This window comes from Methylobacillus flagellatus KT, from assembly GCF_000013705.1.
GTDB classification, from domain to species: domain Bacteria; phylum Pseudomonadota; class Gammaproteobacteria; order Burkholderiales; family Methylophilaceae; genus Methylobacillus; species Methylobacillus flagellatus.
The window spans coordinates 1813326-1839751 of record NC_007947.1; the positions used below are offsets into that span (position 1 = coordinate 1813326).

The following is a 26426-nucleotide window of genomic DNA, read 5'->3' on the forward strand; positions in this document are numbered from 1 at the left end:
CCTACTATCCTTGTTGAGTCAGTGCGCCGCCACCCCTGTAGAACCGGATATGGCAAGCTCGCGCATGATGTCGGCTACAGTGAAGAACGAGCCAAAGACAATGATTCTATCATTTTCACCTGCATCATTACAGGCTTGCCGATAGGCAGCAATGACATCGGCATGCATGGATACCTGGCGGGAGGATGCTTGGGCAACGGAGTCCCGAAGTTGCGAGGCCTCCGCTCCACGGCCATGAGCCACCTTGGCGATATACCAAGCGTCGACATGAGGCGCCGTTGCCTGCACCACGCCCTTAATATCCTTGTCGGCCAGCATGGAAAACACCGCCAATGTGCGTCCCACAACCGGATGCTGTACCAGGTTGGATGCCAGCGCCCAGGCAGCATGCGGATTATGGGCCACATCCAGGATCACCTGTGGTTGATGGCGGCACAGTTGGAAACGACCATTGAGCGCAACACGCTGCAATCCTTGCTGAATGTGCTCCAGCGTCACTGGCAGTATCCCCAGCAGAGCATCAACGGCATTGATGACACAAGCTGCGTTATTGAGCTGAAATTCGCCCGCCAAGGCTGGCAAGGGCAACAGGTACTCATGCGTTGAAGAGCGGTAGCGCCAATCAGTCCCTTGCGGCTGAAAGCTGAACTCCCTACCGATCAAGCGCAGGTCCGCGCCGATGTCGGTTGCGTAGGCCTGGAGCGACAACGGCGGCTGGTCATCGCCACATATTGCCGGAATGCCGCGGCGGAACACTCCGGCCTTTTCCCGCCCGATGCATTCACGGTCATTCCCGAGAAAATCCATATGATCCAGATCCACGCTGGTCACAATGCTGCATACTGGAGAAAATACATTGACGGCATCCAGGCGCCCACCCAGGCCGACCTCTAGAATCGCCATATCGACGTTGGCCTCCACCATGCTCCAGACAGCAGCGAGAGTGCCAAATTCGAAATAGGTCAAGGTAGTTTCATGACGTGCCTGCTCTATTGCCTCAAACGCCTTGACCAGCACCTCATCTTCAACCTCGATTCCGCCGATGCGCACACGCTCGTTATAACGCACGAAATGCGGAGACGTATAGCAGCCGACCCTGTAGCCTGCTGCCTGATAAATGCTTTCCAACATGGCACAGGTGGATCCTTTGCCGTTGGTGCCGGCGACGATCAAGATCGGGAATTGCGGATCCAGGCACAGGCGCTGACGGACCAGCTCAACACGTTCCAGGCTCATTTCGATCGAGGCTGGATGCAACACCTCGATGTAGGCAAGCCACCCTGCTAGGTCACGCGCGCCAGGAAGATAGGAGGTCACAGATGATAGCGTGATTTATGCTGCGCCTGCCGGAACGCGCATGAAGCTCGTCATCAAGGTTGCCAGTTTGTCGCGCATTTCACGTCGATCCACAATCATGTCGATTGCCCCATGCTCCAGCAGGAACTCGGAGCGCTGAAACCCTTCCGGCAGAGTCTCGCGGACAGTCTGTTCAATGACGCGCGGACCGGCGAAGCCAATCAAGGCCTGCGGCTCAGCAATGATGACGTCGCCAAGCATGGCAAAACTGGCTGATACCCCCCCCATGGTCGGGTCGGTCAATACCGATATATAGGGCAAGCCAGCCTTGCTCAGCCTGGTCAGCGCGGCACTGGTCTTGGCCATTTGCATCAAGGAAAACATCCCTTCCTGCATCCGCGCGCCACCACTGGCTGATACACAAATGAATGGGGTATTGTTGTCTATCGCCGCCTGCACTCCCCGCACGAAACGCTCTCCGACGACAGAGCCCATGGACCCGCCCATGAACTTGAATTCGAATGCCGCAGCGACCACGCCCACCGCCTTGATACTGCCTTGCATGACGATCAGTGCATCGGTTTCCCCCACCTCCGCCTGGGTGGTTTTCAGGCGGTCAATGTAACGTTTGCTGTCCTTGAACTTAAGGGGATCCACTGGCTGCACTTCCATGCCGATTTCCGAACGACCTTCCGCATCCAGAAGGAAATTCAGCCTGGTGCGCGCAGAAATGCGGTTGTGATAAGAGCACTTGGGACACACCTCAGAATTGCTTTCCAAGTCAGTCCGGTATAACACGGATTCACAGGAGGGGCATTTGCTCCACAATCCCTCCGGCACGGTCTTGCGGCTATTGCCTGCAGGCCGATTGATCTTGGGAGGCAGAAGTTTTTGCAACCAGCTCATGGGTTTATATCCTTTAATTCAGAAATGGCACAGGTAGCCACGGCGGCCCACTCTGCACGCTTTTGTATTTGCTCGTCAGATATCCAGTTTATGCGCATGTTTTAAGTCTTGGCATCGTCAATTGCCGTACGCATGCTCTGCGTCAATGCCGCTACATTACTCAGCAATGCGTCTTCGCTGGAGTTTTCAATTTCCTGAATCATGCGACTTCCGATCACCACGGCATCCGCTATCTCAGCCACTGCCTTTGCCGTGGCCGCATCCCTCACGCCAAAACCGACGCCTACAGGTAGATCTGTGCGGCTGCGTATCGCCTTCACCCTGGTACCGACCTCGGCAATATCAATATTCTGAGAGCCGGTGACACCTTTGAGTGAAACATAATAGACAAAACCTGCTGCCTGATGCACGATCATATCGACACGGCTACTGTCCGACGTAGGCGACAGCAGGAATATGGGATCCAGCTGCTGCGATTTCAGCAGCTGCACAAAATCCTGGCATTCCTCTGGTGGGTAATCGACTGTCAGCACACCATCCACACCTGCTGCACAGGCACGCTCGGCAAACTTTGCTTGCCCCATCGCTTCTATAGGGTTGGCATATCCCATCAGCACAACAGGAGTCCTGTCATCGACACGGCGGAATTCACGCACCATCTCCAGCACGTTGATCAAGCCAACCTTGTGGGCCAGGGCACGCTCGGTGGCGCACTGAATTACCGGGCCGTCCGCCATGGGATCGGAAAATGGCACACCCAGCTCGATAATGTCTGAGCCGGCTTGCACCAGTGCATGCATCAACGCTACGGTATGCTTGGGATGGGGATCACCTGCCGTGATATACGGGATCAGGGCTTTCTTGCCTTGCGACTTGAGCGTCGCAAATGTTGCTTGGATACGAGACATGTGAAAAACCAGCTTACAGGGTGATGCCAGCCAGGCTGGCGACGGTATTGATATCCTTGTCGCCGCGTCCGGACAAGTTGACCAGCAACGCTTGGTCAGGCGACATGGTCTCGGCGAGCTTCATCGCATACGCCAATGCATGGCTGGACTCCAGCGCCGGAATGATGCCTTCGGTACGACACAGGGTATGGAATGCTTCCATGGCCTCGTCATCCGTGACCGCCACGTATTCGGCACGCTTGATATCCTTGAGCCATGCATGCTCAGGGCCAACGCCAGGATAGTCCAGCCCGGCAGAAATGGAATGTGTTTCAATGATCTGCCCGTTCTCGTCCTGCATTAAGTAAGTGCGGTTGCCGTGCAGAACGCCGGCAGGACTGTTGGCTGTCAAAGGCGCGGCATGCCTGCCGGTGTCGATGCCATGCCCTGCTGCTTCGACACCGATCAGGCGCACGCCTTCTACGTCGATATAAGGGTAGAAAATACCCATGGCATTGGAGCCACCGCCGACACAGGCGATCACTGCATCGGGCTGACGGCCGATCAACTCCTGCATCTGCTGCTTGGCTTCTGTGCCAATCACTGCCTGGAAATCGCGCACCATCATCGGGTAAGGGTGCGGCCCAGCCACCGTACCGATGATGTAGAAAGTATTCGATATATTGGTGACCCAGTCCCGCATTGCTTCATTGAGCGCGTCCTTGAGCGTCTTGGAACCGCTCTCCACCGGCACCACTGTGGCGCCCAGCAACTTCATGCGGAATACATTCGGTGCCTGACGCTTGACATCCTCGGCGCCCATATACACCACGCACTCCAGACCAAGACGGGCAGCAATCGTGGCAGTCGCCACGCCATGCTGGCCCGCGCCGGTCTCGGCGATCACGCGCGGCTTGCCCATGCGCTTGGCAAGCAATGCCTGACCAATCGTATTGTTCACCTTGTGCGCGCCTGTATGATTCAAATCTTCACGCTTGAGATAAATCCTAGCACCACCTGCTTTCTGCGTGAGGCGCTCGGCATAATATACCGGGCTGGGACGCCCGACAAAATGCTTTAAGTCATAAGCAAACTCGGCAAGGAAGTCAGGGTCGTGGCGATAGCGTTCATACATGACACGCAACTCTTCCAACGCCTCGACCAACGTCTCGGCTACAAAAATACCGCCATAAGGACCAAAATGGCCACGCTTATCCGGCATATCATAAAGCTGCATTCTGTACTCCTCGCATGAATGCGGCAATTTTGCCCGCATCCTTGATTCCTTTGGTTTGTTCGACTCCGCCACTGACGTCTACCGCGTAAGGCCTTACCTGACGGATGGCCTCTGCCACGTTGTCAGGATTCAGTCCGCCCGCAAGCACAACGGGCAAGGGCAATTGAGGCGGGACCAGGTCCCAGTCAAACACCTGCCCGGTACCGCCTGCCATGCCCGGTAAATAGGCGTCCAGCAATAGCGCACGGGCATCATGGTATTGAGTAGCGTATTGTAGCAAATTTGTATCCTTGCGGACGCGAATAGCCTTCATATAGGACATGCCGTAAAGCCGACAAGCTTCCGGGGATTCATCGCCATGAAACTGCAAAACATCGAGCCTGATCTCGGCAAGCACCGCCTCCACTTCACTTGGTGCCGCATCGACAAACAAGCCGACAATACTGATGAAAGGCGGCAGTGCCGCTGCGATTTCCCTTGCACGCTGTAATTCGATATTCCTGGGGCTAGATCGATAGAATACCTCCGATGGCGTCACAACCGTTCTTCGCAGCAGCCAGTGCATCCTCGACGCGGGTGATTCCGCAAATTTTGACTCGCGTTCTCAAGCTAGAATAAACCACCTGCCATTGAAAGGCGCTAGGGTACCTGAAAGCCGGTTCCCTGTCACAAAAATCCTGGCTGCTCTCAGGCAATGCCAATCTGCAACTTGCGTTCAGTGCCAGGCAACCCCCAGCAGCCGTCATAACCGACACCAGTCAGGTAAAGGCCGTCGGGAGAAAAGGTAGGCGGGGAACAGCGGCGGTCTCGCTTTTCCAACAGCTCGGCGATAAACACTGGCGGATATTTTCCCTTGCCGATATACACCAGTGCGCCCACCATATTACGCACTTGATGGTGCAGGAAGGCAGAGGCGCAAAAGTCAAATATCATGCTGCTGCCAAACGCGCTGACCGAGGCATGATGCATGGTTTTGACTGGCGACTTTGCCTGGCATTCCGCAGCGCGAAATGCACTGAAGTCATGTTGCCCCAGCAAATAAGCCATGGCTTCCTGCATGGCCTGCAGGTCAAGCGGCTGATGAAACCAGCCGGCCTTGCCCGCCATGACTGCAGGAGCTACTGGCTGATTGATAAGCCAGTATTGATAACTGCGCTGATAGGCATCAAACCGCGCATGGAAACGTGGATCCACTTCTTTTGCCCACAAGACGCGCACCCCTCTCGGCAGCTTTGTGTTCACACCACGCACCCAGGCCGTTTGCGATCGCACAGCCTCTGTGTCGAAGTGCACGACCTGAGACAAAGCGTGCACCCCGGTATCCGTACGTCCTGCAGCCGAAACACGCACTTGGTGGCCGGCCAGCTGCGAAAGTGCTGACTCCAGAGCATCTTGCACTGCAAGCCGGTTGGGCTGGCTTTGCCAGCCGCAAAATCCGGCACCGTCATATTCGATACCTAATGCGAGCCTCATTCGCCCTTACCTTGCTTCAAGATATCTATCCATACGCCATTTTACCCTTGCCGGTAATGATCGTTGTGATCAGCAATCAACAAAAAAGCCGGGCAATGCCCGGCTTCTACAAGCTTGACCGTATCAGGAGAGGCTATCCAGAATGGATTTGGCCCTCTGCTGCTGCCGTGGGCCCCCTTCCTTCAGGATTTCCTCGAGCAATTCACGCGCGCCTTCGTTATCCCCCATGTCCATGTAGGCCGTCACCAGGTCCAGCTTGGTGTCCACATCAGCTGGCTCTTCCGATCCTTCGCCAGACACCAGTTTTTCCGCTTCCGCCGTGTCACCTGCCACATCTAGGCTGATTCCCGAAAGATCGATATCGGCAGCAGGGACGGGCTCGCTTTCATCAAGCTCAATATCAAAATCAGGGAAGGTGATCTCTGCATCCTGGTCCGTAGTCGCGTCTACACGATTGTCGCCAAGATCATCAGTCTCCAGATCTATGTCGGCAAAATCGAGGGGCTGTGCTGCATCAGGTTGTGTTTTTTCGATCGCTGATGCGGAAGCAGTTTCGGGAGCCTCCAGCGCATCATCAACGGGCTGCAAAGACTCCAGACCGGCACTTTGTGCAGCCTCTTCCGGGTGTGGCTCCTCATCGAAACTGATTTCCGGCAGATCGAAATCGATATCGGGCATATCGCCCCCCTGAGCAACCGGTTCTTCTACTGCAGGTTGCTCAGCAGCAGGATTGGGGAGTTCGATTTCAGGCAATGCAATCTCGGGCAAACCAAGGTCAACATCCGGAGTGTGGAATGGAGCGGATTCCGATGATGACTGCTCGGCCGCCTCATCACCCCCTGGAATAGCGTACGCAGGCACGGCATCCGCAGCCTCGTTCTTTTCGCTGCCAGGCAATTCCGGCAAGTCGAAATCGGGAATTGCTGCATCAAGCTCCGCGATATCCAGCTGCAGACTATTCTTGGCCGGCGGCTCCGGCAGATCGAGCGTGAAATCCATGCTATTGCCTGCATATGAATCCGGAGCATCCACATCTGGCTGCTGGAGGCTTTCCCTATCCTCGGCACTCAGGTCAAAATCAAGCGAGGGGAAATCGTGTGCTTGCTCCTGGTCATGATTCGCTTCAGCGAAAGATGCTTCATCAGGAGCAGGGTCTTGCGCGCCTTTCTCGTCCGGCAGGCTGCCAGTGACAGCAATAGTGGCACCTGCAAGGGCAGCACTGGTGAACGCCGCCTGCTGGCTCGTCCCTGTCGTTTCCTTGCCAGGCTCTGCATCCTTTACATCTTGCACGGGCGAGGATGCAGGCTTATCGGCCACGCTGCCTTCTGCATACAGGGGATTATCCGGCTCCAGCTTGCGGCCCATTTCAGCCACTTTATTCCAGATGGGATCAGATGCACCCAACGTGGTATAGATCTCACCGGCAACTGTTTCGAATGCCGAGGTATCGTTGCGTGCGACATAAATCTCGAGCAACTTGAGATGGAGTTCATGACGTTGCGGCTCCTTGACAATGGCATCTTTGAGGATTTCTTCTGCCTGGGCATCGCGCCCATATGCCATATACACTTCTGCCTCAGCAATGGGGTCAACGTCATGTGTGTCAATCATGCCCCCGGTATTCTGGGAGAAGTCATTGAGGAAAGAGGTATCTCCTGTATTGATGGTAGCGCCGGCGGTATTGCCAAACACCGTATTAGGCTTGAGCCCTCCTGCAGTCTGGATACCTTTTTCGAAGCTATCCAGCTCGCGCTTGCGCTTGTTTCGCATATACAGCCATCCACCCAGCAACAGGACAATACCCCCAGCAGCCAGGGCAAGCGGCAACGGATCTTCTCCAACCAGCTCTTCAAACAAGCTGGGCTCCTCCACTACTGGTTCAACCGGTGCTGGCTGAGACGCTGGTTTCACTGGTTCAGCAACATCGCCCGTTGATGCGGTATCCGTTGCGGGCTCATCTGTTTCAGATGCTTGCGCTGCTGTTGGTGCAGCATCTGACTCAGCCTGCACCTGCGGTTCGGCATCACCTTCTGGTAGCAGGGTTGATTCTTCTGGATTGGCTGAGGACACATCGGCATTCTGCAAGTTGGCCAGAGCCTGGTTTTTGATAGCCAGCAGCTTCTGCATATCAGCAATTTGCTTCTCGAGCATTGCAACGCGCTCGGCCGCCTCCTTCAGGCTCTTGTCCTTGGCTGTGAGCTCTTCCTGCATTGCATGCAATTGCGCCTGGCTGGCATTATCGCTGGAAAGCCTGACGACATCCCGTGAAGCATCCGCTGGAGGCGCAGCCTGATCCGTTGCAGGCGTCGAAATGCGCCCGGATGCCGACTGTTGTGGGCCACCATCTACCGACAGCGTCGATTCGGCCGCCAAGTCTGCCAAGCGGTTACGATAAGCATTCCAGTCCGACGTATGCACCCTGACTTCCCGTCTTGCCTCAGCAGGGGCAATCTGTTGCAGCTCAGCGGGGCTAGGTACCCGCATGATCTGCCCCACCTTGAGACGGTTCATGTTCTTGCCGATAAAGGCTTCCTCGTTGGCGCGATACAGCCCGACCAGCATCTGGTCCAGGCTTACACCCGGCACCTGATGCTCACGTGCGATTGCGCTCAAGGTATCACCGGTCGAAGTGGTATAGGTCTGTGGCGAAGCGTCTTGAAGTTGGGTCGCCTGTTCTGGAACTTCTGGGACAGCTGCTGCCTGGGTCTGAATTGGAGCTGGAATAGACTGGGGGGCTGTATTGGCAGGCGGAGGATTCTGTTGTGGTGCCGCAGCAGGGGCCGGTAGTGTGGTGGGAGCCGCATCCGGAGGAAGCTGTACACCGTTATACACTTGCGCTTGATTGTTGTAGCCCGGAGGGTCAAGTAATACGGTATATTCGCGCAGCAAGCGCCCTGTTGCCCAATCGACCTGAATCAACATATCCAGGAAAGGGTCGCTGATCGCCTGAGATGTCGTAAGCTTGAGCACTGGCGTCCCGTCCGCACGCTTGCTGACATCGACCTTGATGGCATTGTGGATTGCAGTACGTTCGACACCTTGGACATTGTAGGCTTCCTCTGGCGCAATACCTGCAGTCAATGTCGCCAGCTCGTCCGGCGTCGTGGATAACAGCTCAATTTCGGCAGAAAGCGGCTCACCAAGTCCAGATGTCACAGTCAAGCGTCCCAAGCCTGCGGCCTCGCTCGCCATTGGCGCAAAGGCCAACAAAACCGCAAGTGCGACCCCCTTTAGTTTGGACTTATGCACTATTCCACCCTTATCAACTTTTAAATAGCATTATTAAGCTAACATCAATTAGTTACGGTTTCAAGCTAATACATAACTTTACATCACCACTTCTGGCCTAGGTATCTTTGGGAGACGAAGCGCTACCTGAATCAGGTATGCCAGCGTGCCATCATGCCTCTACCAGAATACGCAGCATGCGGCGCAAAGGCTCCGCAGCGCCCCATAGTAGCTGGTCGCCCACGGTAAATGCTGAAAGGTAGTCGCCGCCCATACCCATCTTGCGCAGCCGTCCAACCGGCGTCTGCAAGGTGCCGGTCACGGCGGCTGGGCTCAAGCGCTTGATGGTCGCATCGCGCTCATTGGGCACCACCTCGGCCCATGGATGGGCCTCTGCGAGCATGTTGGCAATCTCATCTAGCGGCACATCTTGCTTCAGCTTGATTGTCAGTGCCTGGGAATGACAACGCATCGCGCCAATCCGTACACAGAGTCCATCGATCACAATCGGGTTGGCCTCAAGTCCCAGTATCTTGTTGGTTTCGGCCATGCCCTTCCATTCTTCCTTGCTCTGGCCATTGCCGAGGTCTTTATCTATCCAAGGGATCAGGCTGCCGGCAAGCGGAACGCCGAAATGGTCCACCGGCAGCTCACTACTACGCAGAGTCTCTGCCACCTTGCGGTCTATATCCAGAATGGCGGAGGATGGGTCCTCCAACTCGGATGCGACTCCGGCATGCACCACACCCATCTGCTTGATGAGTTCGCGCATATTCTGCGCACCAGCGCCAGAGGCGGCCTGATAGGTCATGGCGGTCACCCATTCAACCAGATCCGCCTTGAATAAGCCGCTCAAGGCCATCAGCATCAGGGAGACGGTACAGTTGCCACCGATCCAGTTGCGACCGCCCATCGACAGTGCATGCTTGATGACGTCCTGGTTGACGGGATCGAGGATGACCACCGCATCCTTTTCCATACGCAGGGTAGAAGCAGCATCGATCCAATGTCCTTGCCAGCCTGCTGAACGCAGTCTGGGGAAGATATCGCTGGTATAGTCGCCTCCCTGACAAGAGACGATAATGTCCATGGCCTTGAGTTCGTCAAGCGACTTCGCATCCTTGAGCGGAGGCGTGTCACGGCCAATCGCAGGCCCGGCAGCGCCAGTCTGTGATGTGGTAAAGAATAGGGGCTCAATATCCCTGAAGTCGCCCTCCGTGACCATGCGCTGCATGAGTACGGAACCCACCATGCCCCGCCAGCCGACAAACCCTACTTTGAACATTATCTCTTCCTGATTCAGTGGCCTTTACAGGCCTATCGTTGTGCCTAATGTTACGGATTATAGCGCTGCTACAACCGCATCCCCCATTTCACTGCACTTGACCTTGCTCGTCCCTTCAGTCCAGATATCTGCTGTGCGGTACCCCTGCTCCAAGGCTTTCTTGACTGCATTTTCCACGCGGCTGGCGTTGGCTTCATCATTGAAGGTATAGCGCAACATCATGGCCGCAGAGAGGATAGTGGCTAGAGGGTTGGCAACATCCTGGCCAGCAATGTCCGGCGCAGAACCGTGGCTGGGCTCGTACATGCCTTTATTGCCCTGATCCAGAGACGCGGAAGGCAACATGCCAATGGAACCAGTCAGCATCGAGGCCTCATCCGAGAGGATGTCGCCGAAAATGTTGCCTGTGACCATCACATCAAACTGCTTGGGCGCACGGATCAGCTGCATGGCGGCATTATCAACATACATATGGCTGAGTTCGACATCGGGGTACTCCTTTGCCACCTCGATCATCACCTGGCGCCAGAGCTCGGTAGTTTCCAACACATTGGCCTTGTCTACAGAACAGACCTTCTTGTTGCGTTTCTGCGCGATGCCGAATGCCACATGGGCGATGCGGCGGATTTCGGATTCGTTGTAACGCATCGTATTGACCCCTTCGCGTTCTCCGTTATCCAGCGTGGAAATGCCGCGAGGCTGCCCAAAATAGATGTCGCCGGTCAGCTCACGTACGATCATGATATCCAAGCCGGACACCACTTCAGGCTTCAGTGTGGATGCCGACGCTAATTCGGGATACAACAAGGCGGGACGCAAATTGGCGAACAGGTTGAGTTCCTTGCGGATGCGCAGCAGGCCGCGCTCAGGGCGCTTGTCGCGTGGCAGGGTATCGTATTTCCAGTCTCCTACCGCACCGAGCAGCACGGCATCGGCCTCCTTGGCCAGCTTGAGCGTAGCGTCGGGCAACGGGTCGCCTGCTGCTTCATAACCTGCGCCACCGATAGGTGCTTCCTGCAACTCGAGGTCAAGATCAAGCGCCTTCAGTACCTTGACGGCCTGCGCCACAATTTCAGGGCCGATGCCATCGCCCGGCAATACCGCGATCTTCATAAATGATGTTCCCAGAGATTGAATTGATTTAAACAAGGGCAACCTGTGTGGCGGCCTATGCCACCACACAGGTTATGATTCATTGAACAGCCAGGGCTGGGCGGCCTTGTGCCTGGCCTCGAACGCCTTGATCTCGTCCACATGCTGCAAGGTCAGGCCAATGTCATCAAGGCCATTCAGCAGGCAATGCTTGCGGAACGGGTCGATCTCGAAAGCATAATGCCTGCCTCCCGGGGTCTGCACAATCTGCGACTGCAGGTCTACCAACAGATGGTAGCCTTCATTGGCCTCGACTTCTTTGAACAGGCTATCGACTATTTCCGCATCAAGGACAATCGGCAGGATGCCATTCTTGAAACAGTTGTTGAAGAAGATATCGGCAAAACTCGGCGCGATAATGGCACGAAAACCGTAATCGAGTAGCGCCCAGGGCGCATGCTCACGACTGGAGCCGCAGCCAAAATTCTCCCTGGTCAGCAGGATGCTGGCGCCTTGGTAGCGCGGGAAGTTGAGCGGGAAATCAGGATTCAGCGGCCGCTTGCTGTTATCCTTGCCTGGCTCTCCCTGGTCCAGATAGCGCCATTCATCGAAGGCGTTGGGGCCGAAACCAGCGCGCTTGATCGACTTCAGAAACTGCTTGGGGATAATGGCGTCGGTATCGACATTGGCGCGATCCAGTGGAGCCACCAAACCATTTAATTGAGTAAATGCCTGCATATTGATCCGATAAACAATTCGTTAATTGGTTGATTTCTGTATGGCTTGACCAGCCTTCTCGATATCCTTACCCATGCCGTTGATAGTATTACAACCCACCAGAGACAAAGTCAGCAGCGATATAGTGGCTGCCATGAACCATCGCTTGATATCCATGCTCAATTCAGCAATTGACGCACATCGATAAAATGCCCTGCCACTGCTGCCGCCGCCGCCATCCCTGGGCTGACGAGATGCGTGCGGCCACCCGCGCCCTGCCGCCCTTCGAAGTTGCGGTTTGAAGTGGAGGCACAACGCTCGCCCGGCTCCAGACGGTCGGCATTCATCGCCAGACACATGGAGCAGCCGGGCTCACGCCACTCGAAGCCAGCTTCCTTGAAAATCTTGTCCAGACCTTCCTGTTCCGCCTGCGCCTTCACCAGACCGGAGCCAGGCACCACCATCGCCAACTTGACATTGGGCGCGACATGTTTTCCCTTGGCGACGGCAGCGGCGGCACGCAAATCCTCAATGCGGGAATTCGTACAGGAACCGATGAATACCTTGTCGATCGGGATGTCGGAGATCGGCGTATTGGGTTGCAAGCCCATGTACTGCAAGGCACGCTCCATGCCACTGCGCTTGGTAGGATCACTTTCCTTGCTGGGGTCGGGCACGATGCTATTGATAGCGGTCACCATTTCAGGAGAAGTGCCCCAAGTGACCTGCGGCTCGATATCTTCGGCCTTGATCTCCACCACGGCGTCAAACTTCGCGCCTTCGTCACTGTGCAAGGTGCGCCAGTAAGCAACCGCTGCGTCCCATTGCTCAGGCTTGGGAGCATATGGCCGGCCCTTGACATAATTGATCGTGACGTCATCGACGGCCACCATGCCGGCACGGGCACCCGCCTCGATCGCCATATTGCACAATGTCATGCGTCCTTCCATGCTCAAGCTGCGAATCGCCGAGCCTGCAAACTCAATGGCATAGCCGGTGCCACCCGCCGTGCCGATCTTGCCAATAATCGCCAAAGCGACATCCTTGGCAGTAACGCCGGGACCCAGCTGCCCTTCTACACGTATCTGCATGGCCTTGGATTTCTTCTGGACCAGGCATTGCGTCGCCATCACGTGTTCGACTTCTGAGGTGCCGATGCCGTGCGCCAGCGCACCAAACGCACCGTGAGTGCTGGTATGGGAGTCGCCACAGACTACCGTCATGCCCGGCAAGGTCGCACCCTGTTCAGGGCCCATCACATGAACAATACCTTGGCGCACATCGCCCATCCTGAATTCAGTCACGCCAAAATCGCGACAGTTCTGATCCAAGGTTTCCACCTGCAAGCGCGAGATTGGATCGGCAATGCCATGACTGCGGTCGGTGGTGGGCACATTATGATCCGGCACTGCCAGCACGGAATTGACGCGCCATAGCTTGCGTCCCGCCATTTTCAGGCCTTCGAAGGCCTGAGGGCTGGTCACCTCATGCACCAGATGACGGTCGATATAAATCAAAGCGGCGCCGTTTTCCTCGCGCACCACGTGGGAATCAAACAATTTGTCGTAAAGTGTTTTGGCTGACATACGATCTTTCTAAATCCTGCTGATACGATCCGTTTAACGTGACCAGGCTGTTGATGGTTGAATCCGGTCGCTTAATCGCGGAAGTTGCCGAACTGCAATGGGAAATCCGTGATGGATTTCCTGACAAAGGCAATCACTTCCTGCAACACATCGCGCTTGGCGCCGGTCACACGCACTTCATCCCCCTGAATGCTGGCCTGCACCTTGAGTCCGCTATCCTTGAGCAGCCTAACAATTTTCTTCGCCAGTTCGGCATCAATGCCGGCCTTGATCTTGAGCACCTGTTTGACCTTGTTGCCAGAAATCTTCTGCACGTCCTGGTGATCCAGGCGCTTGGCGCTGTCCGCCTCCTTCTTTTCCATCGCAGGCAGGAGGATGGCCTTGATCTGGTCAAGCTGAAAATCCGAATCGCCATGCAGGGTGATCAAGCCATCCTTTTCATTCAACTCAATGCTCGCGCTGGTGCCCTTGAAATCATAGCGGTTGGCAATCTGGCGGCCAGCCACATCCACTGCATTCTTCAATGCGACCATATCGACTTCAGAAGAAATATCAAATGAAGGCATCGTTATCCATCCTATCCACATTCAACACTGCATGCCGGTCATGCCCGGCGTAAGGCAGCGATTAAAATTCCCACCACGATTATTCGAAATGACAGACGTAATCTAACGTTTCCGTCACTTCGATATCGAAACTGGAGTTGCCCGGTACCGTAAATTTCTCGCCCGCACCATATGCCTTCCAGTCACTTTCGCCACTCAGGCGCACCTTGCAGGCGCCGCTGTTGATTTCCATCAACTCTGGAGAACCCGTATTGAAAGTCAACGCACCAGGGAAAATCACACCTACGGTGGCACGGGTACCGTTCGGGAACAGCACTGTGTGGCTGACACACTTGCCATCAAAGTACACATTGGCTTTTTTCTTGACACTCACATTGTCGAACTGGGCCACAACGCTTCTCCTAAAATGTAATGATTATTTTTTGTTGCGCAGATTAGCTGCAATACGCAGGCGCAAGGCATTCAGCTTGATGAACCCACCCGCATCGCGGTGATCATAGGCACCGGCATCGTCCTCGAAGGTCGCGATATTCGGGTCAAACAGCGAATCTGTCCCTGAATCACGGCCCGTCACGATCACATTGCCCTTGTACAGCTTGAGCTTGACCCAGCCATTGACGGTCTGCTGCGTATGGTCGATCAATGCCTGCAAGGCCAGGCGTTCAGGGCTCCACCAGTAACCGTTGTAGATCATGCTTGCATAGCGCGGCATCAGGTCGTCCTTCAGGTGGGCCACTTCGCGATCCAGGGTGATGGACTCGATCGCGCGGTGCGCCTTGAGCAGGATGGTGCCGCCCGGGGTCTCGTAACAGCCGCGCGACTTCATGCCTACATAGCGGTTTTCCACCAGGTCGAGACGACCAATGCCATGCTTGCCGCCCAGGCGGTTCAGTTCCGCAAGCAGTTCATGTGGTTTCAGTGTCTTCCCATTCAATGAGATGGGGTCACCGTTGCGATATTCAATCTCAAGGTACTCGGCTTCATCTGGCGCGCGCTCTGGCGATACCGTCCAACGCCACATATCCTCCTCGGCTTCCGCCGCCGGGTTCTCTAAGTGACGACCTTCGTAGGAGATATGCAGAAGGTTGGCATCCATACTGTAAGGGCTACCGCCTTGACGATGCTTCATTTCGACCGGGATGCCATGCTTCTCGGCATAAGCCAGGAGCTTTTCACGGCTGAGCAAGTCCCATTCGCGCCAAGGCGCAATGATCTTGATGTTGGGGTTGAGCGCATAGGCTCCCAGCTCGAAGCGCACCTGGTCATTGCCCTTGCCAGTAGCCCCATGCGAGACCGCATCGGCATTGGTTTCCTGGGCGATCTCGATCAGGCGCTTGGCGATCAGTGGTCGCGCAATCGAAGTGCCGAGCAGGTATTCGCCTTCATAGACGGTATTGGCGCGGAACATCGGGAATACGAAGTCGCGCACAAATTCTTCGCGTAGGTCATCAATATAGATTTCCTTGACGCCAAATTGCCTGGCTTTTTCGCGCGCAGGTTCGAGCTCCTCACCTTGGCCGATATCTGCTGTAAAGGTCACCACTTCACACTGGTAGGTATCCTGCAGCCACTTCAGGATCACAGAGGTATCCAGGCCGCCGGAATAGGCCAGCACGACTTTGTTCACATCACTCATTTCGCTATTTCTTTCTCAATTAAATCCAGTTCAACCCAGGTCTACACCTGTACCTTGCCCAGCAGGAGGTATTCCATCAGCGCCTTCTGCACATGCAGCCTGTTCTCGGCCTCATCCCATACGACCGATTGCGCGCCATCAATCACATCGGCCGTGACTTCCTCACCGCGGTGCGCAGGCAGGCAATGCATGAACAAGGCGTCCTTGCCTGCAACACGCATCATATCGGCATCCACCTGCCAGTCGTGGAAGTCACGGCGGCGCTCTTCGTTCTCGGCCTCGAACCCCATCGACGTCCAGACATCGGTAGTGACGAGGTCGGCACCGCGTGCGGCCTCCATCGGGTCGGTGAATTCCTCGTAATGGTCGGTGCCATAGAGGTTGGCGCGTTCTGGCTCGACTTCATACCCCGGCGGCGTGGACACATGGACATTGAAATCCAGCACCTCTGCCGCTTGCAGCCAAGTGTTGCAGACATTGTTCGAATCGCCGATCCAGGCCACAGTCTTGCCCTTGATCGAGCCACGATGCTCGATATAGGTGAAGATGTCGGCAAGTATCTGACATGGATGGTATTCATTGGTCAGACCATTGATCACCGGCACGCGAGAATTGGCGGCAAAGCGCTCAATGATTTCCTGCTCGAAGGTGCGGATCATGACAATGTCGCTCATGCGAGAGATAACCTGCGCCGCATCTTCCACCGGCTCGCCACGTCCAAGTTGGGAATCACGGGTATTGAGGTAAATAGCGGAGCCGCCTAACTGCTGCATCCCGGCCTCAAAGGAGAGGCGCGTACGTGTGCTCGCTTTCTCGAAAATCATCACCAGGGTACGGTCAGTCAGCGGCCAATACTGCTGATAGGCTTTGAACTGCTCCTTGATCCAGCGTGTACGCTCGAAAATATGCGCCAACTCGTCCGCATTCAGGTCGTTGAACTGCAAGAAATGTTTGAGTGCCATAACGTTTTCCATTCCCGGGATCAAGCCAGGAGCTTCTTGATTAAAGGTGTCAGAATGTCCACCACTTGCTGTGCCTCCTGCTCACTCATGATAAGCGGAGGCAACAGGCGGATCACTTTTTCTGCGGTCACATTGATGAGCAAACCAGCCTCCAGTGCCTGACCGACCAGTTCAGCACAAGGGCGATCCAGCTCTATGCCTATCATCAGGCCAGCGTTGCGAATCACAGTGACACCAGCCACGCCCTGCAGGCTCACGGTGAAGGCTTCGCGGATGTCATTGCCCAGCTTTTCGGCATGGGCAAGCAAGCCCTCCGACTCAATGATGTCCAGCGTCGCCAGCGCCGCGCTGCAGGCCAGCGGATTGCCGCCAAACGTAGAGCCATGTTTGCCGTAGGTAAATATTTCTGCAGCGGGTCCATGGGCCAGGCATGCACCGATGGGCACACCAGACCCCAGCCCCTTGGCCAAGGTCATGACATCCGGCTTCACATCAGTGTGCTGGAATGCAAACCAGGTACCGGTACGGGCCATACCACTCTGGACCTCATCCAGCATCAACAACCAACCATTGGCATCGCAGATTTCACGCAATCCCGTCAAATAGGCTGCCGAATCACGCGGTAAATTGATACCACCTTCACCCTGTATGGGTTCAAGCAGGATGGCGACAACATTTTTGTTATGCCTCGCCACCTGACGTACGGCATCGAGGTCATCGAATGGCACACGGATAAAGCCGCTCACCAATGGCTCGAAACCTGCCTGGGCCTTGCGATTCCCCGTTGCAGAAAGGGTTGCCAGGGTGCGGCCGTGGAAAGCGCGTTCCATGACAATGATTTCAGGGCTTTCTACGCCCTTGCCATGGCCGTAAAGGCGTGCAAGCTTGATGGCCGCCTCATTGGCCTCGCAACCGGAATTACAGACAAAGACCTTGTCCATGCCGGAAACCTCGCACAACCTCTCGGCCAACCGGGCCTGCTCGTCGATGCCGTAAACGTTGGAGACATGGATCAAGCGGCCGGCCTGTTCGCTGATGGCGGACACTAGCCGAGGATGGGCGTGACCCAAGCCATTGACCGCAATCCCGGCAAGCGCATCTAGGTAGCGCTTGCCTTCAGTATCCCAGAGCCACACACCCTCGCCCCTGGTGAAGGTGACGGGCTGGCGGGCATAGGTATTCATCAAGTGTTCAGACATTGCAGTATCTAGCCTCTACGTTGGAACGAGCGTAAGCAAAAACAAAAACGGCGGCACCAGCCGCCGTTTGAAGCACCCTGCGGCACCCTCAGCGGTAGAACGCGCGTTTTCTCAGCAGTCGAATGGCTGCTAGCAGAGCAATACCCGTTGCTACCTTGCGCACTACAGTTTTCATGAGGTCACCGTTGAATTCTTAAAATGGAAACCCGGGCGGATTTCCTATCTTGCCGGACTTGGTCAAGCTTTCAAGCCAAATTGAAATCTTAGCCTTTAATTGCTCGAGAGTAGCGCAAATCCCGGGTTTAGGCAAGGAATTCGGCAGCGCAATCTTATCTTCAACCTCATGCAAGTGATGACAAATGGGTTTCAAAAAACTTGAGTTTAGGGCAGAATCCAATGTTCGCCCGAACTTTAAGATCATAACTCTAAACCCTTGCATGATATGGTGTCGCTAGCTACAGTTACCAAGATGCCCGGCCAGGGCCAGGATGCTCGATTCAGCACCCAGTTGCCAGTTTCGTGGTACACGGACCCTGCCATTTATGCCCTAGAGCAGCAGCATCTCTTTGCAAGCTCGCCTCAATATATTGGCCATGAGCTCATGGTCCCCGAGGTCGGCAGCTATCATGCCCTGTCATGGATGAACAATGCCAAGGCGCTTGTGCGTAATGAAAACGGCATTGAACTCATCAGCAATGTCTGCCGTCACCGACAGGCGCTCATGCTCAAGGGTAGTGGCAAAACCAAGAATATCATTTGCCCCTTGCACCGCTGGACTTACGATACCCGCGGCCAACTGCTCGGAGCGCCCCATTTCAAGGAAAACCCCTGCCTGCATCTCAACAAATCTTCGCTGCAGAATTGGCAGGGCCTGCTGTTCGAAAGCAAGCGCGATATTGCGCAGGACCTGCAGAACCTGGGCTGCAAGCAGGATTTCGACTTTACCGGCTACATGCTCAACCGGGTGATGGTGGATGAGTACAACTTCAACTGGAAGACCTTCATCGAAGTCTACCTAGAAGACTACCACGTCGGCCCTTTCCATCCCGGTCTTGGCCATTTCGTCAATTGCGATGACCTCAACTGGGAATTCGGCGATTGGTATAGCGTGCAAACAGTAGGCGTGCACAAGGCTCTACAGAAATCCGGCTCATCGATTTACGACAAGTGGCACAATGAAGTACTGCGTTACAACAAGCAGCAATTGCCCAAGTTTGGCGCGATCTGGATGGTGTATTACCCATTCCTCATGATCGAGTGGTACCCGAACACATTAGTCGTGTCCAACATCATCCCGCGTGGTCCGAATGCCTGCACCAATGTGGTCGAATTCTATTATCCCGAGGACATTGCGCTGTTCGAGGAGGAATTCATCGCTGCACAGCAGGCAGCCTATACCGAAACTGCCGTGGAGGACATGGAAATCTGCCAGCGCATGCACGATGGCCGACATGCCTTGGCCGCCCAGGGGGTGGATGAACGCGGGCCATACCAGCATCCGATGGAAACCGGCATGCAACACTTCCATGCCTGGTTGCACAAGCAACTGGATCCGTACCTGAAATAAGCATTTCCGGGCAGGCTATGCCCTGCCTAGGGATTGAGCCTGAAGCCAGCTTGGAAAGATCGCACTTTGAACCTACCTAAACTCGGCAGCCTATGGATGCTGGTTGCCGCCTTCTTTTTTGCCATCATGGGCGTGCTGGTCAAGCTGGGAGCGCAAAAATTCGCCAGCGCGGAGCTAGTCTTCTACCGTTCACTGTTCGGCCTGCTGCTCATCGTAGCTGTCACGCACTACCGCCGGCTTTCGCTCAGGACCCGGCTCATCAACCCGCATATGAAGCGGGGAATTCTCGGCTTCGCCTCGCTGCTCTGCTTTTTCTTTGCCATCAGCGAGCTGCCACTTGCCACGGCCATCACACTTAACTACACATCTCCGCTATTCCTGGCAATGGCCATGCCATTCATGTTGCATGAAAAGCCGCGCAAGATCCTGCTGCTCGCCGTCGTACTCGGCTTCATCGGTGTCACCTTGTTGCTCAAGCCCAGCCTGCACATGGATGAGTTGATCGCGGGCGTGATCGGCCTGCTCTCGGGCGCAATGGCAGGCATCGTCTACGTCCACGTCACTCAGCTTGGCCGTGCCGGTGAACCGGACTGGCGCACTGTGTTCTACTTCACCTTGGTTTGCACCATAGGCAGCGGCTTGTGGATGCTGTGCTACCACTTCACACCCCCGGACTGGTCCGACATGCCCCTATTGTTGGGGCTCGGCGCATCAGCTACCGTCGCCCAGCTCGCCCTGACACGCGCTTATCGTACCGGCAGCCCATTGGTGGTGGGGAGCCTGGCCTACTCCACGGTGGTCCTGGCCAGCCTGTTTGGCATACTGGTCTGGCAGGAAACCTTGTCTCTTGACCGCTGGCTCGCGGTCGGCTTGATCGTGCTCAGCGGCATCATCAGCGTATGCGCCACCCCCAGGCCCAACAAACACTAAACTTTGGCCTGAAGCATCCGTTGAAGATAACATGATCATTAGGTATCTTCACTATCTTGCGCGCATTGCCAGCGTGACGCTGCCCACCCTCATGCTGGCAGGATGCATGGGAGGGCCCATTGTGCAGCAGATCGCTTCTTCGGTCCTGATGCGCGTTGCAGACAAGGCCACGTCAAATGCCTATGAAGCATACTTGCTCAGAGATCCCTCCGCCACCACGCCTAGGCACGATTCCAGCACGATGGCAACCATTCCTGGCCATACTGGCACCAGCGCCGTCACCTCACCACCGCCACCGCAACTTGATGCATATTGGAGCGCATTCCTCAATGCGGGGTTTACCGAGATCAAGCCCACCTCTGAACCCTTGCCTGCACATGCGTCAGACATCCCCACCGGCAATGGCGATACGATGACGACAAGCGAGTTGGTGGTGGTCGAAGTATGGAGCATGCTGTTGGGGGAAGAAAAGGCCGCCATCCTGGAGCAAGCCAGGCTGCGTGGGAACGATATATCGCATTTACAACATTCAGCCCAATGGCAGATGGCAGTGGGCGCGTCCATTGCCTCGCCGCAGTCGCCGGTCACCTTCTTGATCCCTCCCGAACTTGGCCGCATTCGCAGCGGCCAGGAATTGCTGGTGGAAATATCCGGGCAAGATGATCTCAACGTTGCACGCTACCTCATACAGCCGCCCCGCGGCTTCCAGCAGGCATCAAGCCATGCTGCCATCAGCCAGCCCTGAACCCTCAGGGATCGATCAGGCCTGACCGCATTGCAATCAAGGCGATCTCGGCTGAATTGCTGGCATTGAGCTTCTGCTTGATATTGTAGAGATGCGTACCCACAGTCCGCGGCGACAAGCTTAGAATATCGGCAATCTCATTGGTGGTCTTGCCTTTTGCCAAGGCCATGAATACTTCAAACTCGCGGTCGGACAAGACATCCACTGGATTCTGCTGCCCGGAAATCTGCTGGATTGCCATTTGTTGAGCCACGTTGGCCTCAAGGTACATCTTGCCGCCTGCTACGGTATGAATCGCCTTGATCAGCTCCTCCGCCGCGCTACGCTTGGTCAGGTAACCCATCGCCCCCGCATTGAGCACACGCTTGGGATGCACGGAATCCTCATGCGCGGACAATACCAGGATGCGCGCATGCTCATCCTTGGCCCGGATGCGGTCTATCGCCTCCAGCCCGCCTATGCCTGGCATGGTGATATCCATCACCACCACGTCGGGCCGATGCTCCTGATAAAGCTTAATCGCCTGCTCTCCGCTTTCTGCTTCGGCAATGACCTGAATGGCCTGGTCAGATTCGAGCAGCAGCTTGAATCCCATGCGCACCACGGCATGGTCATCCACCAGCATCACTTTGATATTTGCACTCATGGCATTGGCCTTTCCGGAATCGTCACCGTGATGGCGGTACCCTGGCCCGGCTGGGAATCAATGGCAAAATTGCCATACAGGGCCTGGACACGCTCGCGCATTCCTAAGAGTCCGAAATGGCGGTTCTGGTCGACGTTGCACATATTCATGCCAATGCCATTATCCTTGATCAAAAGCGTGAGATTACCATTTTCGTCGCGTGACAGGCGGATATCAATGCGGTCTGCCTGCGCATGGCGCAAAGCATTCGTCACGGACTCCTGCACAATCCGGTAAAGGTTGATGTTCAGACTTTCTCCGAGCAAGTCCAGTTTGCCCTGCAATTCCAGGTTGAATGTGACATTGGAGTTTTGCGCCTGCCAACCGGCGACAGCGTCGCGCAAAGCCTCTGACAACCCGAGATTGTCCAGTGAGCCGGGGCGCAGGTGGCGGATAATATTGTGCATGCCATCGTAAATATGGTTGGCCGCAGAGACAATGGTCTGCGCACTGCTTTCTATGCTGGGCATTTCCTGCTTGGCCTTGTTCGCAATCGCCACGGCAAAGGTCTTGATGGCAGTGACATACTGTCCGAGCTCATCATGCAGCTCACGCGCCAGGCTACGCCGCTCATCCTCGATATGGCGCTGGATCAGGTGCGTCAGCTGGCGATTTTCCTCCAGCTTGCGCGCCGTCTCCTCTGCCAGCTTACGCTCGGTAATATCACGCATGCTGCAAATCTCGCCGATCAGTTCTCCACTCTTAGGATCCATCAACGGTGCGATGGAAAGCGACACATCGAGCAGTTTGCCGTCACGTGCCACCCGCTGCGTGTCGTAATGCTCCACCAAGCCATTCGCCGACATGCTTGCCGCGCTGCTGCGCTCCTGCTCACCCTCATGCCCTGGCGGCATCAACAGCGCTGCCGACTTGCCGATGATATCCTCGGGAGCATATCCAAAGAGCCGCTGGGCGGCTGGATTCCAGAACGAAATATTGCCATCAGGGTCATGGATCATGATGGCATCGGCGCTCTGTTGCACGATCAGCGCCAGGCGACGGTTTTCTTCGGTTCGCTCCCTCAGCGACTCACCCATCAAGTTGAAGTTCTGTGCAATACGTGAGAACTCAGGCACATTGAACTTGGGTAGCCGGACATCCAGATTGCCCCGCTCCACCTCGGAAATCGCCCTGAGAATATCGTCTGCAGGCCTGAGCCAACGCCCCAGCATCCAATAAATCAGGGCATTGAGCACAACAAAAAACCCCGCCTCTATCCACAGCAGATGCTGGAAGGAGGCCCAAGATTCCCGGATCGCACCTGCCGCATCAGAGGCCACCACCAGCATGCCGAAGCGGATACGACGTGAAACCACTTCAGGCTCAGGCTCCACCATGCGCACAAACCAGCGTGGCGGCGTTTCATTGGCACGGTAGGTAGATGGCGGCGACTGGTATATCAGCTCGCCCTGTGCGTTATAAAGAAAAATTTCGCTGCTGCGTACATGTCCCAGAGATTGCAGGAACGTATGCATCACATCATGCGTATACCCCCACTCCGGGTTCTGGCGAGAATTGATGATCACCGTGTCGAGTAATTGCACCGTCACCCGCGTGGCGGCCTCCACACTCTCCTCGGTGGAAATACGCATACCTTTGATGACCACGTAACCCACTGCTACCATCAGCATGAGCAACAACGTGGTGATCAGGAGATTGAACCTAACGCGTAAACTCATACATTATCCATCGGCCTGTCACCTCTGCCACATTCATCAGAATGTCATGAGTATAGAACACAGTGGAGTGCCATATGCATTCCAACGTCACATCGCAGGCATGCAATATGCGGCCTATTCATGTTCATGCCGCACCTGCAACCGGAACATGACGGCATTGCACATTCCCCCTATAATCCTGCCATGCCGAACAAATACAAAGATATATTCAATCTCAGCGTCGCTACCATCCTGGGGACGACTGTCGGCCTGACGCAGGACAACCTGATATTAGGCGCGGTGGTCGGCATTGCCCTGGGGATCGTATTTTCCCTGTTCAACCGGCCTGACCAAGACTGAGCCATCATACCGCCTTGCCCGGCGGAAGAGATACAGCAGGTCGACCCTGGGCGATGTCAACACAGGTCCTATCCCGGTCACGCAATCAAAACATTGGCGACAACTCCTCAGAGTATGGCAGCTGCCCTCATTTTTGCCGATATCCTGCTTCTGGAGAATAGCCGGCTGAAGACATGGAAATCACCCCTCAACTGGGCAGGGATGCGTCCCCAACCCTCGAAGAAACGTGACGCGCCCCTCACCGACCAACAGAAAATCGATCTCTGCACCCACATCCGGCAGGAATATGCGCCACCCACGGCTTGGACGGCATGGCTAGGTGGGTTTACAACGCGAATACGTTGAGCGCACCACTCCCTGGAGCCGCATTCTCCTGGCTCAACCCGCGAAAAGCGCCAGCCGTGCCAGCCCCGTCGCTGTCCCCTGTCAGTCCCTGGTTGAGCGCAACACCTGCCCATCCTCCGATGCCTGAGAAAACCGCCACATACTGCTTGCCTGCGTGCTGATAAGTCATGGGGTTGCCCACAATGCCCGAACCCACTTGGAAGCGCCATAACTCCTTGCCATTCCGAGCATCCAGCGCCTTGAACCATCGGTCCAGTGTGCCGTAGAATGCCAGTTGCCCAGCCGTCGCCAATGCCCCGCTCCAGACAGGGTACTTCTCACGCGTATACCAGACAGGCTTGTGCTTAAGGGCATCCCAGGCCATGAAAGCCCCCATGTCGCCATCAGGCCCCGGGTACATGGACAGGCTGGCGCCGGCCCATGGCTGTCCAGCCACATACTTGGCCTCCACCGCTTCATACGTCATGCACAAGTGGTTCATCGGCACATAAAACCAGCCGTTTTGCGGGGAATACGCCGCAGGCTGTATATTCTTGACGCCTATGGCAGAGGGGCAGATCGCCGACGTTTCCTGGTCCTCATGCGTAGCATAGCGGCCATCCTTGAGCGGAATCCCGGTCTGCAGGTCAATACCGGTCGCCCAGTTGACGAAAGGGTGCATTTTCTCCGCCGCCAGTAACTTGCCATTCTGGCGATCCAGAGTATAGGCAAAGCCATTGCGATCGAAATGCGTGGCCAGCTTCCGGCTACCCTGATCCCATAGTATCAATTCATTGACGCTGTCGTAATCCCACTCGTCATGAGGCGTCAGCTGGTAGCCCCAACGCGCCATGCCGGTATCGAGGTCGCGTGCGAACAATGTCATGGCCCATTTGTTGTCCCCAGGCCGGATATCTGGATTCCAGACCGAGGGATTGCCCGTTCCATAGTAAACCAGGTTGAGCTTGGGATCATAAGAAAACCATCCCCAGACCGGGCCTCCACCATGTTGCCAGCCGTTGGCAGCCGCCTGCGGCTTGAGCCAGGTTTTCACCCCCAGCTCGGTCTCTGGAAACTTCAGCCTTTCCTTGGGCAGGGCACGGAAAGACCCCCCTTCCCTATTGCCACCGTTCACATCCTCATAAGTGGAGAGTGCACTGTAATGCGGGTTCTCTGCATTAAATCCCGGACCTATCAACACTTCACTATCCGGCCCAGTGCTATAGGCCTTCCATTGCAACCGCCCATCCTGCAGTGCATAGGCGGCAAGAAAGCACCGCACACCAAATTCGCCACCGCTGCACCCCGTCAGTACTTTATCCCTGAACACATAAGGCGCATTGGTATTGGTAGCCCCCATTCTGGGGTCGTTCACCTGAACCTCCCACACCTTGCGTCCATCGCGGGCGTCCAGTGCCAGCAATATGCCGTTGTTCTGCTGCAGCAGTATCTTGCCATCGCCATATGCCAGGCCGCGGCTCACGCTGTCACAGCACAGAATGGCTTCAATATCGCTGGTTTGCTTGGGGAAGTAAGCCCAGAGTATTTTCTGGTCATGATCCAGGTCCAGTGCATAGACATTATTAGGAAACGCTGTATGCACATACATCACATTCCCCACCACCAGAGGCGCCCCTTCATGCCCACGCTGGACACCAGTCGAAAAGCTCCAAGCAAGCTTGAGGTTCGCAACATTGCGGTGATTGATCTGGCTCAGGCGACTATAGCCTTGATTGTAATAATCCTTGCGTGGGCTGACCCACTGCTTGTCATCCTGAAGCAATGGCAGCAGAGGATCTGCTGCTGACGAAACGGCGGAAACAAGATTCAAGGAAACGACGATAAGAAAAGGAGAAATACGCATTCGAAACCCAACGTTTCGCAGCCCCCTGAGATGACAGGGCGAACAAAAAATGACAAAGATGACCAGTTTATTTTAGCCAAAAAGAAGAGTTAGAGTTGACACATAAGAAAAAATAAACATAATACAAATCATTCTTATTTGTAAATCAAATGAGAATTCGCCAGTTCATCCTTGTGCTCATTGCAAGATAGCTCGGCGAAGGTGTCCGGATTTTCATTGGGAG

Annotated in this window: 23 protein-coding genes and 1 pseudogene; 4 read left to right on the plus strand and 20 right to left on the minus strand. The window is 55.5% G+C overall.

The annotated features are described in order from the left end of the window. Positions 1-18: 18 nt before the first annotated feature. From folC to MFLA_RS08755, 17 genes and pseudogenes are all read right to left on the minus strand, one after another. On the minus strand, positions 19-1317 hold the full coding sequence (gene folC, locus MFLA_RS08680; protein WP_011479917.1) for a bifunctional tetrahydrofolate synthase/dihydrofolate synthase: 1299 nt from the start codon (positions 1315-1317) through the stop codon (positions 19-21). Positions 1318-1332: 15 nt separating this feature from the next. Continuing rightward, entirely contained in the window at positions 1333-2202 is an 870-nt protein-coding gene (accD, locus tag MFLA_RS08685) for an acetyl-CoA carboxylase, carboxyltransferase subunit beta (protein WP_011479918.1), read from the minus strand. Positions 2203-2303: 101 nt separating this feature from the next. Further along, the gene (gene trpA, locus MFLA_RS08690) at positions 2304-3110 is read right to left on the minus strand and encodes a tryptophan synthase subunit alpha (protein WP_011479919.1); all 807 of its coding nucleotides are present in this window, start codon (positions 3108-3110) and stop codon (positions 2304-2306) included. 13 nt (positions 3111-3123) lie between these two features. Continuing rightward, on the minus strand, positions 3124-4326 hold the full coding sequence (gene trpB / locus MFLA_RS08695) for a tryptophan synthase subunit beta (protein WP_011479920.1): 1203 nt from the start codon (positions 4324-4326) through the stop codon (positions 3124-3126). Further along, a pseudogene (locus MFLA_RS08700) lies at positions 4313-4934 on the minus strand (phosphoribosylanthranilate isomerase). The gene trpB and the pseudogene MFLA_RS08700 overlap by 14 nt, the downstream one beginning before the upstream one ends. Positions 4935-5013: 79 nt before the next feature. Continuing rightward, entirely contained in the window at positions 5014-5799 is a 786-nt protein-coding gene (gene truA / locus MFLA_RS08705; protein ID WP_011479922.1) for a tRNA pseudouridine(38-40) synthase TruA, read from the minus strand. 123 nt (positions 5800-5922) lie between these two features. Next, a complete protein-coding gene (locus MFLA_RS08710) occupies positions 5923-9048 on the minus strand; it encodes a FimV/HubP family polar landmark protein (RefSeq protein WP_011479923.1) in 3126 nt (1041 codons plus the stop codon). A gap of 151 nt (positions 9049-9199) precedes the next feature. Beyond that, positions 9200-10312, minus strand: coding sequence for an aspartate-semialdehyde dehydrogenase (asd, locus tag MFLA_RS08715; RefSeq protein ID WP_011479924.1), 1113 nt, complete (start codon positions 10310-10312; stop codon positions 9200-9202). 57 nt (positions 10313-10369) lie between these two features. Next, on the minus strand, positions 10370-11425 hold the full coding sequence (leuB, locus tag MFLA_RS08720; RefSeq protein WP_011479925.1) for a 3-isopropylmalate dehydrogenase: 1056 nt from the start codon (positions 11423-11425) through the stop codon (positions 10370-10372). A gap of 72 nt (positions 11426-11497) precedes the next feature. Beyond that, positions 11498-12142: a 3-isopropylmalate dehydratase small subunit gene (gene leuD / locus MFLA_RS08725; protein ID WP_011479926.1), complete on the minus strand. Its 645-nt coding sequence runs from the start codon at positions 12140-12142 to the stop codon at positions 11498-11500. Positions 12143-12163: 21 nt separating this feature from the next. Then, positions 12164-12298: an entericidin A/B family lipoprotein gene (locus MFLA_RS15090; RefSeq protein ID WP_407635283.1), complete on the minus strand. Its 135-nt coding sequence runs from the start codon at positions 12296-12298 to the stop codon at positions 12164-12166. Positions 12299-12300: 2 nt separating this feature from the next. Next, entirely contained in the window at positions 12301-13707 is a 1407-nt protein-coding gene (gene leuC, locus MFLA_RS08730; protein ID WP_011479927.1) for a 3-isopropylmalate dehydratase large subunit, read from the minus strand. A gap of 71 nt (positions 13708-13778) precedes the next feature. Further along, positions 13779-14273: a YajQ family cyclic di-GMP-binding protein gene (locus MFLA_RS08735; protein WP_011479928.1), complete on the minus strand. Its 495-nt coding sequence runs from the start codon at positions 14271-14273 to the stop codon at positions 13779-13781. 79 nt (positions 14274-14352) lie between these two features. Then, complete coding sequence (locus tag MFLA_RS08740; RefSeq protein WP_011479929.1) at positions 14353-14664, minus strand: pyrimidine/purine nucleoside phosphorylase; 312 nt, start codon at positions 14662-14664, stop codon at positions 14353-14355. 24 nt (positions 14665-14688) lie between these two features. Further along, on the minus strand, positions 14689-15909 hold the full coding sequence (locus tag MFLA_RS08745) for an argininosuccinate synthase (protein WP_011479930.1): 1221 nt from the start codon (positions 15907-15909) through the stop codon (positions 14689-14691). A 41-nt stretch (positions 15910-15950) separates the two neighbouring features. Further along, complete coding sequence (gene argF, locus MFLA_RS08750; protein ID WP_011479931.1) at positions 15951-16871, minus strand: ornithine carbamoyltransferase; 921 nt, start codon at positions 16869-16871, stop codon at positions 15951-15953. Positions 16872-16891: 20 nt separating this feature from the next. Beyond that, entirely contained in the window at positions 16892-18070 is a 1179-nt protein-coding gene (locus MFLA_RS08755; RefSeq protein WP_011479932.1) for an acetylornithine transaminase, read from the minus strand. Between the two features lie 442 nt (positions 18071-18512). Here MFLA_RS08755 and MFLA_RS08765 point away from each other — a divergent pair, with 442 nt between their 5' ends. From MFLA_RS08765 to MFLA_RS08775, 3 genes are all read left to right on the plus strand, one after another. Next, positions 18513-19637, plus strand: coding sequence for an aromatic ring-hydroxylating oxygenase subunit alpha (locus tag MFLA_RS08765; RefSeq protein ID WP_011479933.1), 1125 nt, complete (start codon positions 18513-18515; stop codon positions 19635-19637). Between the two features lie 66 nt (positions 19638-19703). Beyond that, the gene (locus MFLA_RS08770) at positions 19704-20567 is read left to right on the plus strand and encodes a DMT family transporter (RefSeq protein ID WP_267864354.1); all 864 of its coding nucleotides are present in this window, start codon (positions 19704-19706) and stop codon (positions 20565-20567) included. A 31-nt stretch (positions 20568-20598) separates the two neighbouring features. Continuing rightward, positions 20599-21312, plus strand: coding sequence for a hypothetical protein (locus tag MFLA_RS08775; RefSeq protein WP_011479935.1), 714 nt, complete (start codon positions 20599-20601; stop codon positions 21310-21312). A 4-nt stretch (positions 21313-21316) separates the two neighbouring features. Here MFLA_RS08775 and MFLA_RS08780 read toward each other — a convergent pair whose 3' ends face one another. Both MFLA_RS08780 and MFLA_RS08785 read right to left on the minus strand, forming a co-directional pair. Then, on the minus strand, positions 21317-21958 hold the full coding sequence (locus MFLA_RS08780; RefSeq protein ID WP_011479936.1) for a response regulator: 642 nt from the start codon (positions 21956-21958) through the stop codon (positions 21317-21319). Continuing rightward, positions 21955-23676 carry a PAS domain S-box protein gene (locus tag MFLA_RS08785; protein ID WP_011479937.1) on the minus strand — a complete coding sequence of 574 codons (1722 nt, stop codon included), beginning with the start codon at positions 23674-23676 and terminating at the stop codon, positions 21955-21957. The genes MFLA_RS08780 and MFLA_RS08785 overlap by 4 nt, the downstream gene beginning before the upstream one ends. A gap of 120 nt (positions 23677-23796) precedes the next feature. Here MFLA_RS08785 and MFLA_RS08790 point away from each other — a divergent pair, with 120 nt between their 5' ends. Further along, positions 23797-24015, plus strand: a complete 219-nt coding sequence (locus tag MFLA_RS08790; RefSeq protein ID WP_011479938.1) for a hypothetical protein — start codon at positions 23797-23799, stop codon at positions 24013-24015. A 325-nt stretch (positions 24016-24340) separates the two neighbouring features. On the opposite strand, the gene MFLA_RS08800 is transcribed toward MFLA_RS08790, so the two are convergent. Then, positions 24341-26203 carry a methanol/ethanol family PQQ-dependent dehydrogenase gene (locus MFLA_RS08800; protein WP_011479939.1) on the minus strand — a complete coding sequence of 621 codons (1863 nt, stop codon included), beginning with the start codon at positions 26201-26203 and terminating at the stop codon, positions 24341-24343. Positions 26204-26426 lie beyond the last annotated feature (223 nt).

Coding starts and splice junctions, on each gene's coding strand:
- MFLA_RS15090 (WP_407635283.1), bottom strand. CDS start 12,298: ATGGATATCAAGCGATGGTTCATGGCAGCCACTATATCGCTGCTGACT.
- MFLA_RS08785 (WP_011479937.1), bottom strand. CDS start 23,676: ATGAGTTTACGCGTTAGGTTCAATCTCCTGATCACCACGTTGTTGCTC.
- leuB (WP_011479925.1), bottom strand. CDS start 11,425: ATGAAGATCGCGGTATTGCCGGGCGATGGCATCGGCCCTGAAATTGTG.
- truA (WP_011479922.1), bottom strand. CDS start 5,799: ATGAGGCTCGCATTAGGTATCGAATATGACGGTGCCGGATTTTGCGGC.
- MFLA_RS08800 (WP_011479939.1), bottom strand. CDS start 26,203: ATGCGTATTTCTCCTTTTCTTATCGTCGTTTCCTTGAATCTTGTTTCC.
- MFLA_RS08790 (WP_011479938.1), top strand. CDS start 23,797: ATGTTCATGCCGCACCTGCAACCGGAACATGACGGCATTGCACATTCC.
- leuD (WP_011479926.1), bottom strand. CDS start 12,142: ATGCAGGCATTTACTCAATTAAATGGTTTGGTGGCTCCACTGGATCGC.
- MFLA_RS08765 (WP_011479933.1), top strand. CDS start 18,513: ATGGTGTCGCTAGCTACAGTTACCAAGATGCCCGGCCAGGGCCAGGAT.
- MFLA_RS08735 (WP_011479928.1), bottom strand. CDS start 14,273: ATGCCTTCATTTGATATTTCTTCTGAAGTCGATATGGTCGCATTGAAG.
- leuC (WP_011479927.1), bottom strand. CDS start 13,707: ATGTCAGCCAAAACACTTTACGACAAATTGTTTGATTCCCACGTGGTG.
- asd (WP_011479924.1), bottom strand. CDS start 10,312: ATGTTCAAAGTAGGGTTTGTCGGCTGGCGGGGCATGGTGGGTTCCGTA.
- accD (WP_011479918.1), bottom strand. CDS start 2,202: ATGAGCTGGTTGCAAAAACTTCTGCCTCCCAAGATCAATCGGCCTGCA.
- MFLA_RS08755 (WP_011479932.1), bottom strand. CDS start 18,070: ATGTCTGAACACTTGATGAATACCTATGCCCGCCAGCCCGTCACCTTC.
- trpB (WP_011479920.1), bottom strand. CDS start 4,326: ATGCAGCTTTATGATATGCCGGATAAGCGTGGCCATTTTGGTCCTTAT.
- MFLA_RS08745 (WP_011479930.1), bottom strand. CDS start 15,909: ATGAGTGATGTGAACAAAGTCGTGCTGGCCTATTCCGGCGGCCTGGAT.
- MFLA_RS08775 (WP_011479935.1), top strand. CDS start 20,599: ATGATCATTAGGTATCTTCACTATCTTGCGCGCATTGCCAGCGTGACG.
- MFLA_RS08780 (WP_011479936.1), bottom strand. CDS start 21,958: ATGAGTGCAAATATCAAAGTGATGCTGGTGGATGACCATGCCGTGGTG.
- argF (WP_011479931.1), bottom strand. CDS start 16,871: ATGGCACTCAAACATTTCTTGCAGTTCAACGACCTGAATGCGGACGAG.
- trpA (WP_011479919.1), bottom strand. CDS start 3,110: ATGTCTCGTATCCAAGCAACATTTGCGACGCTCAAGTCGCAAGGCAAG.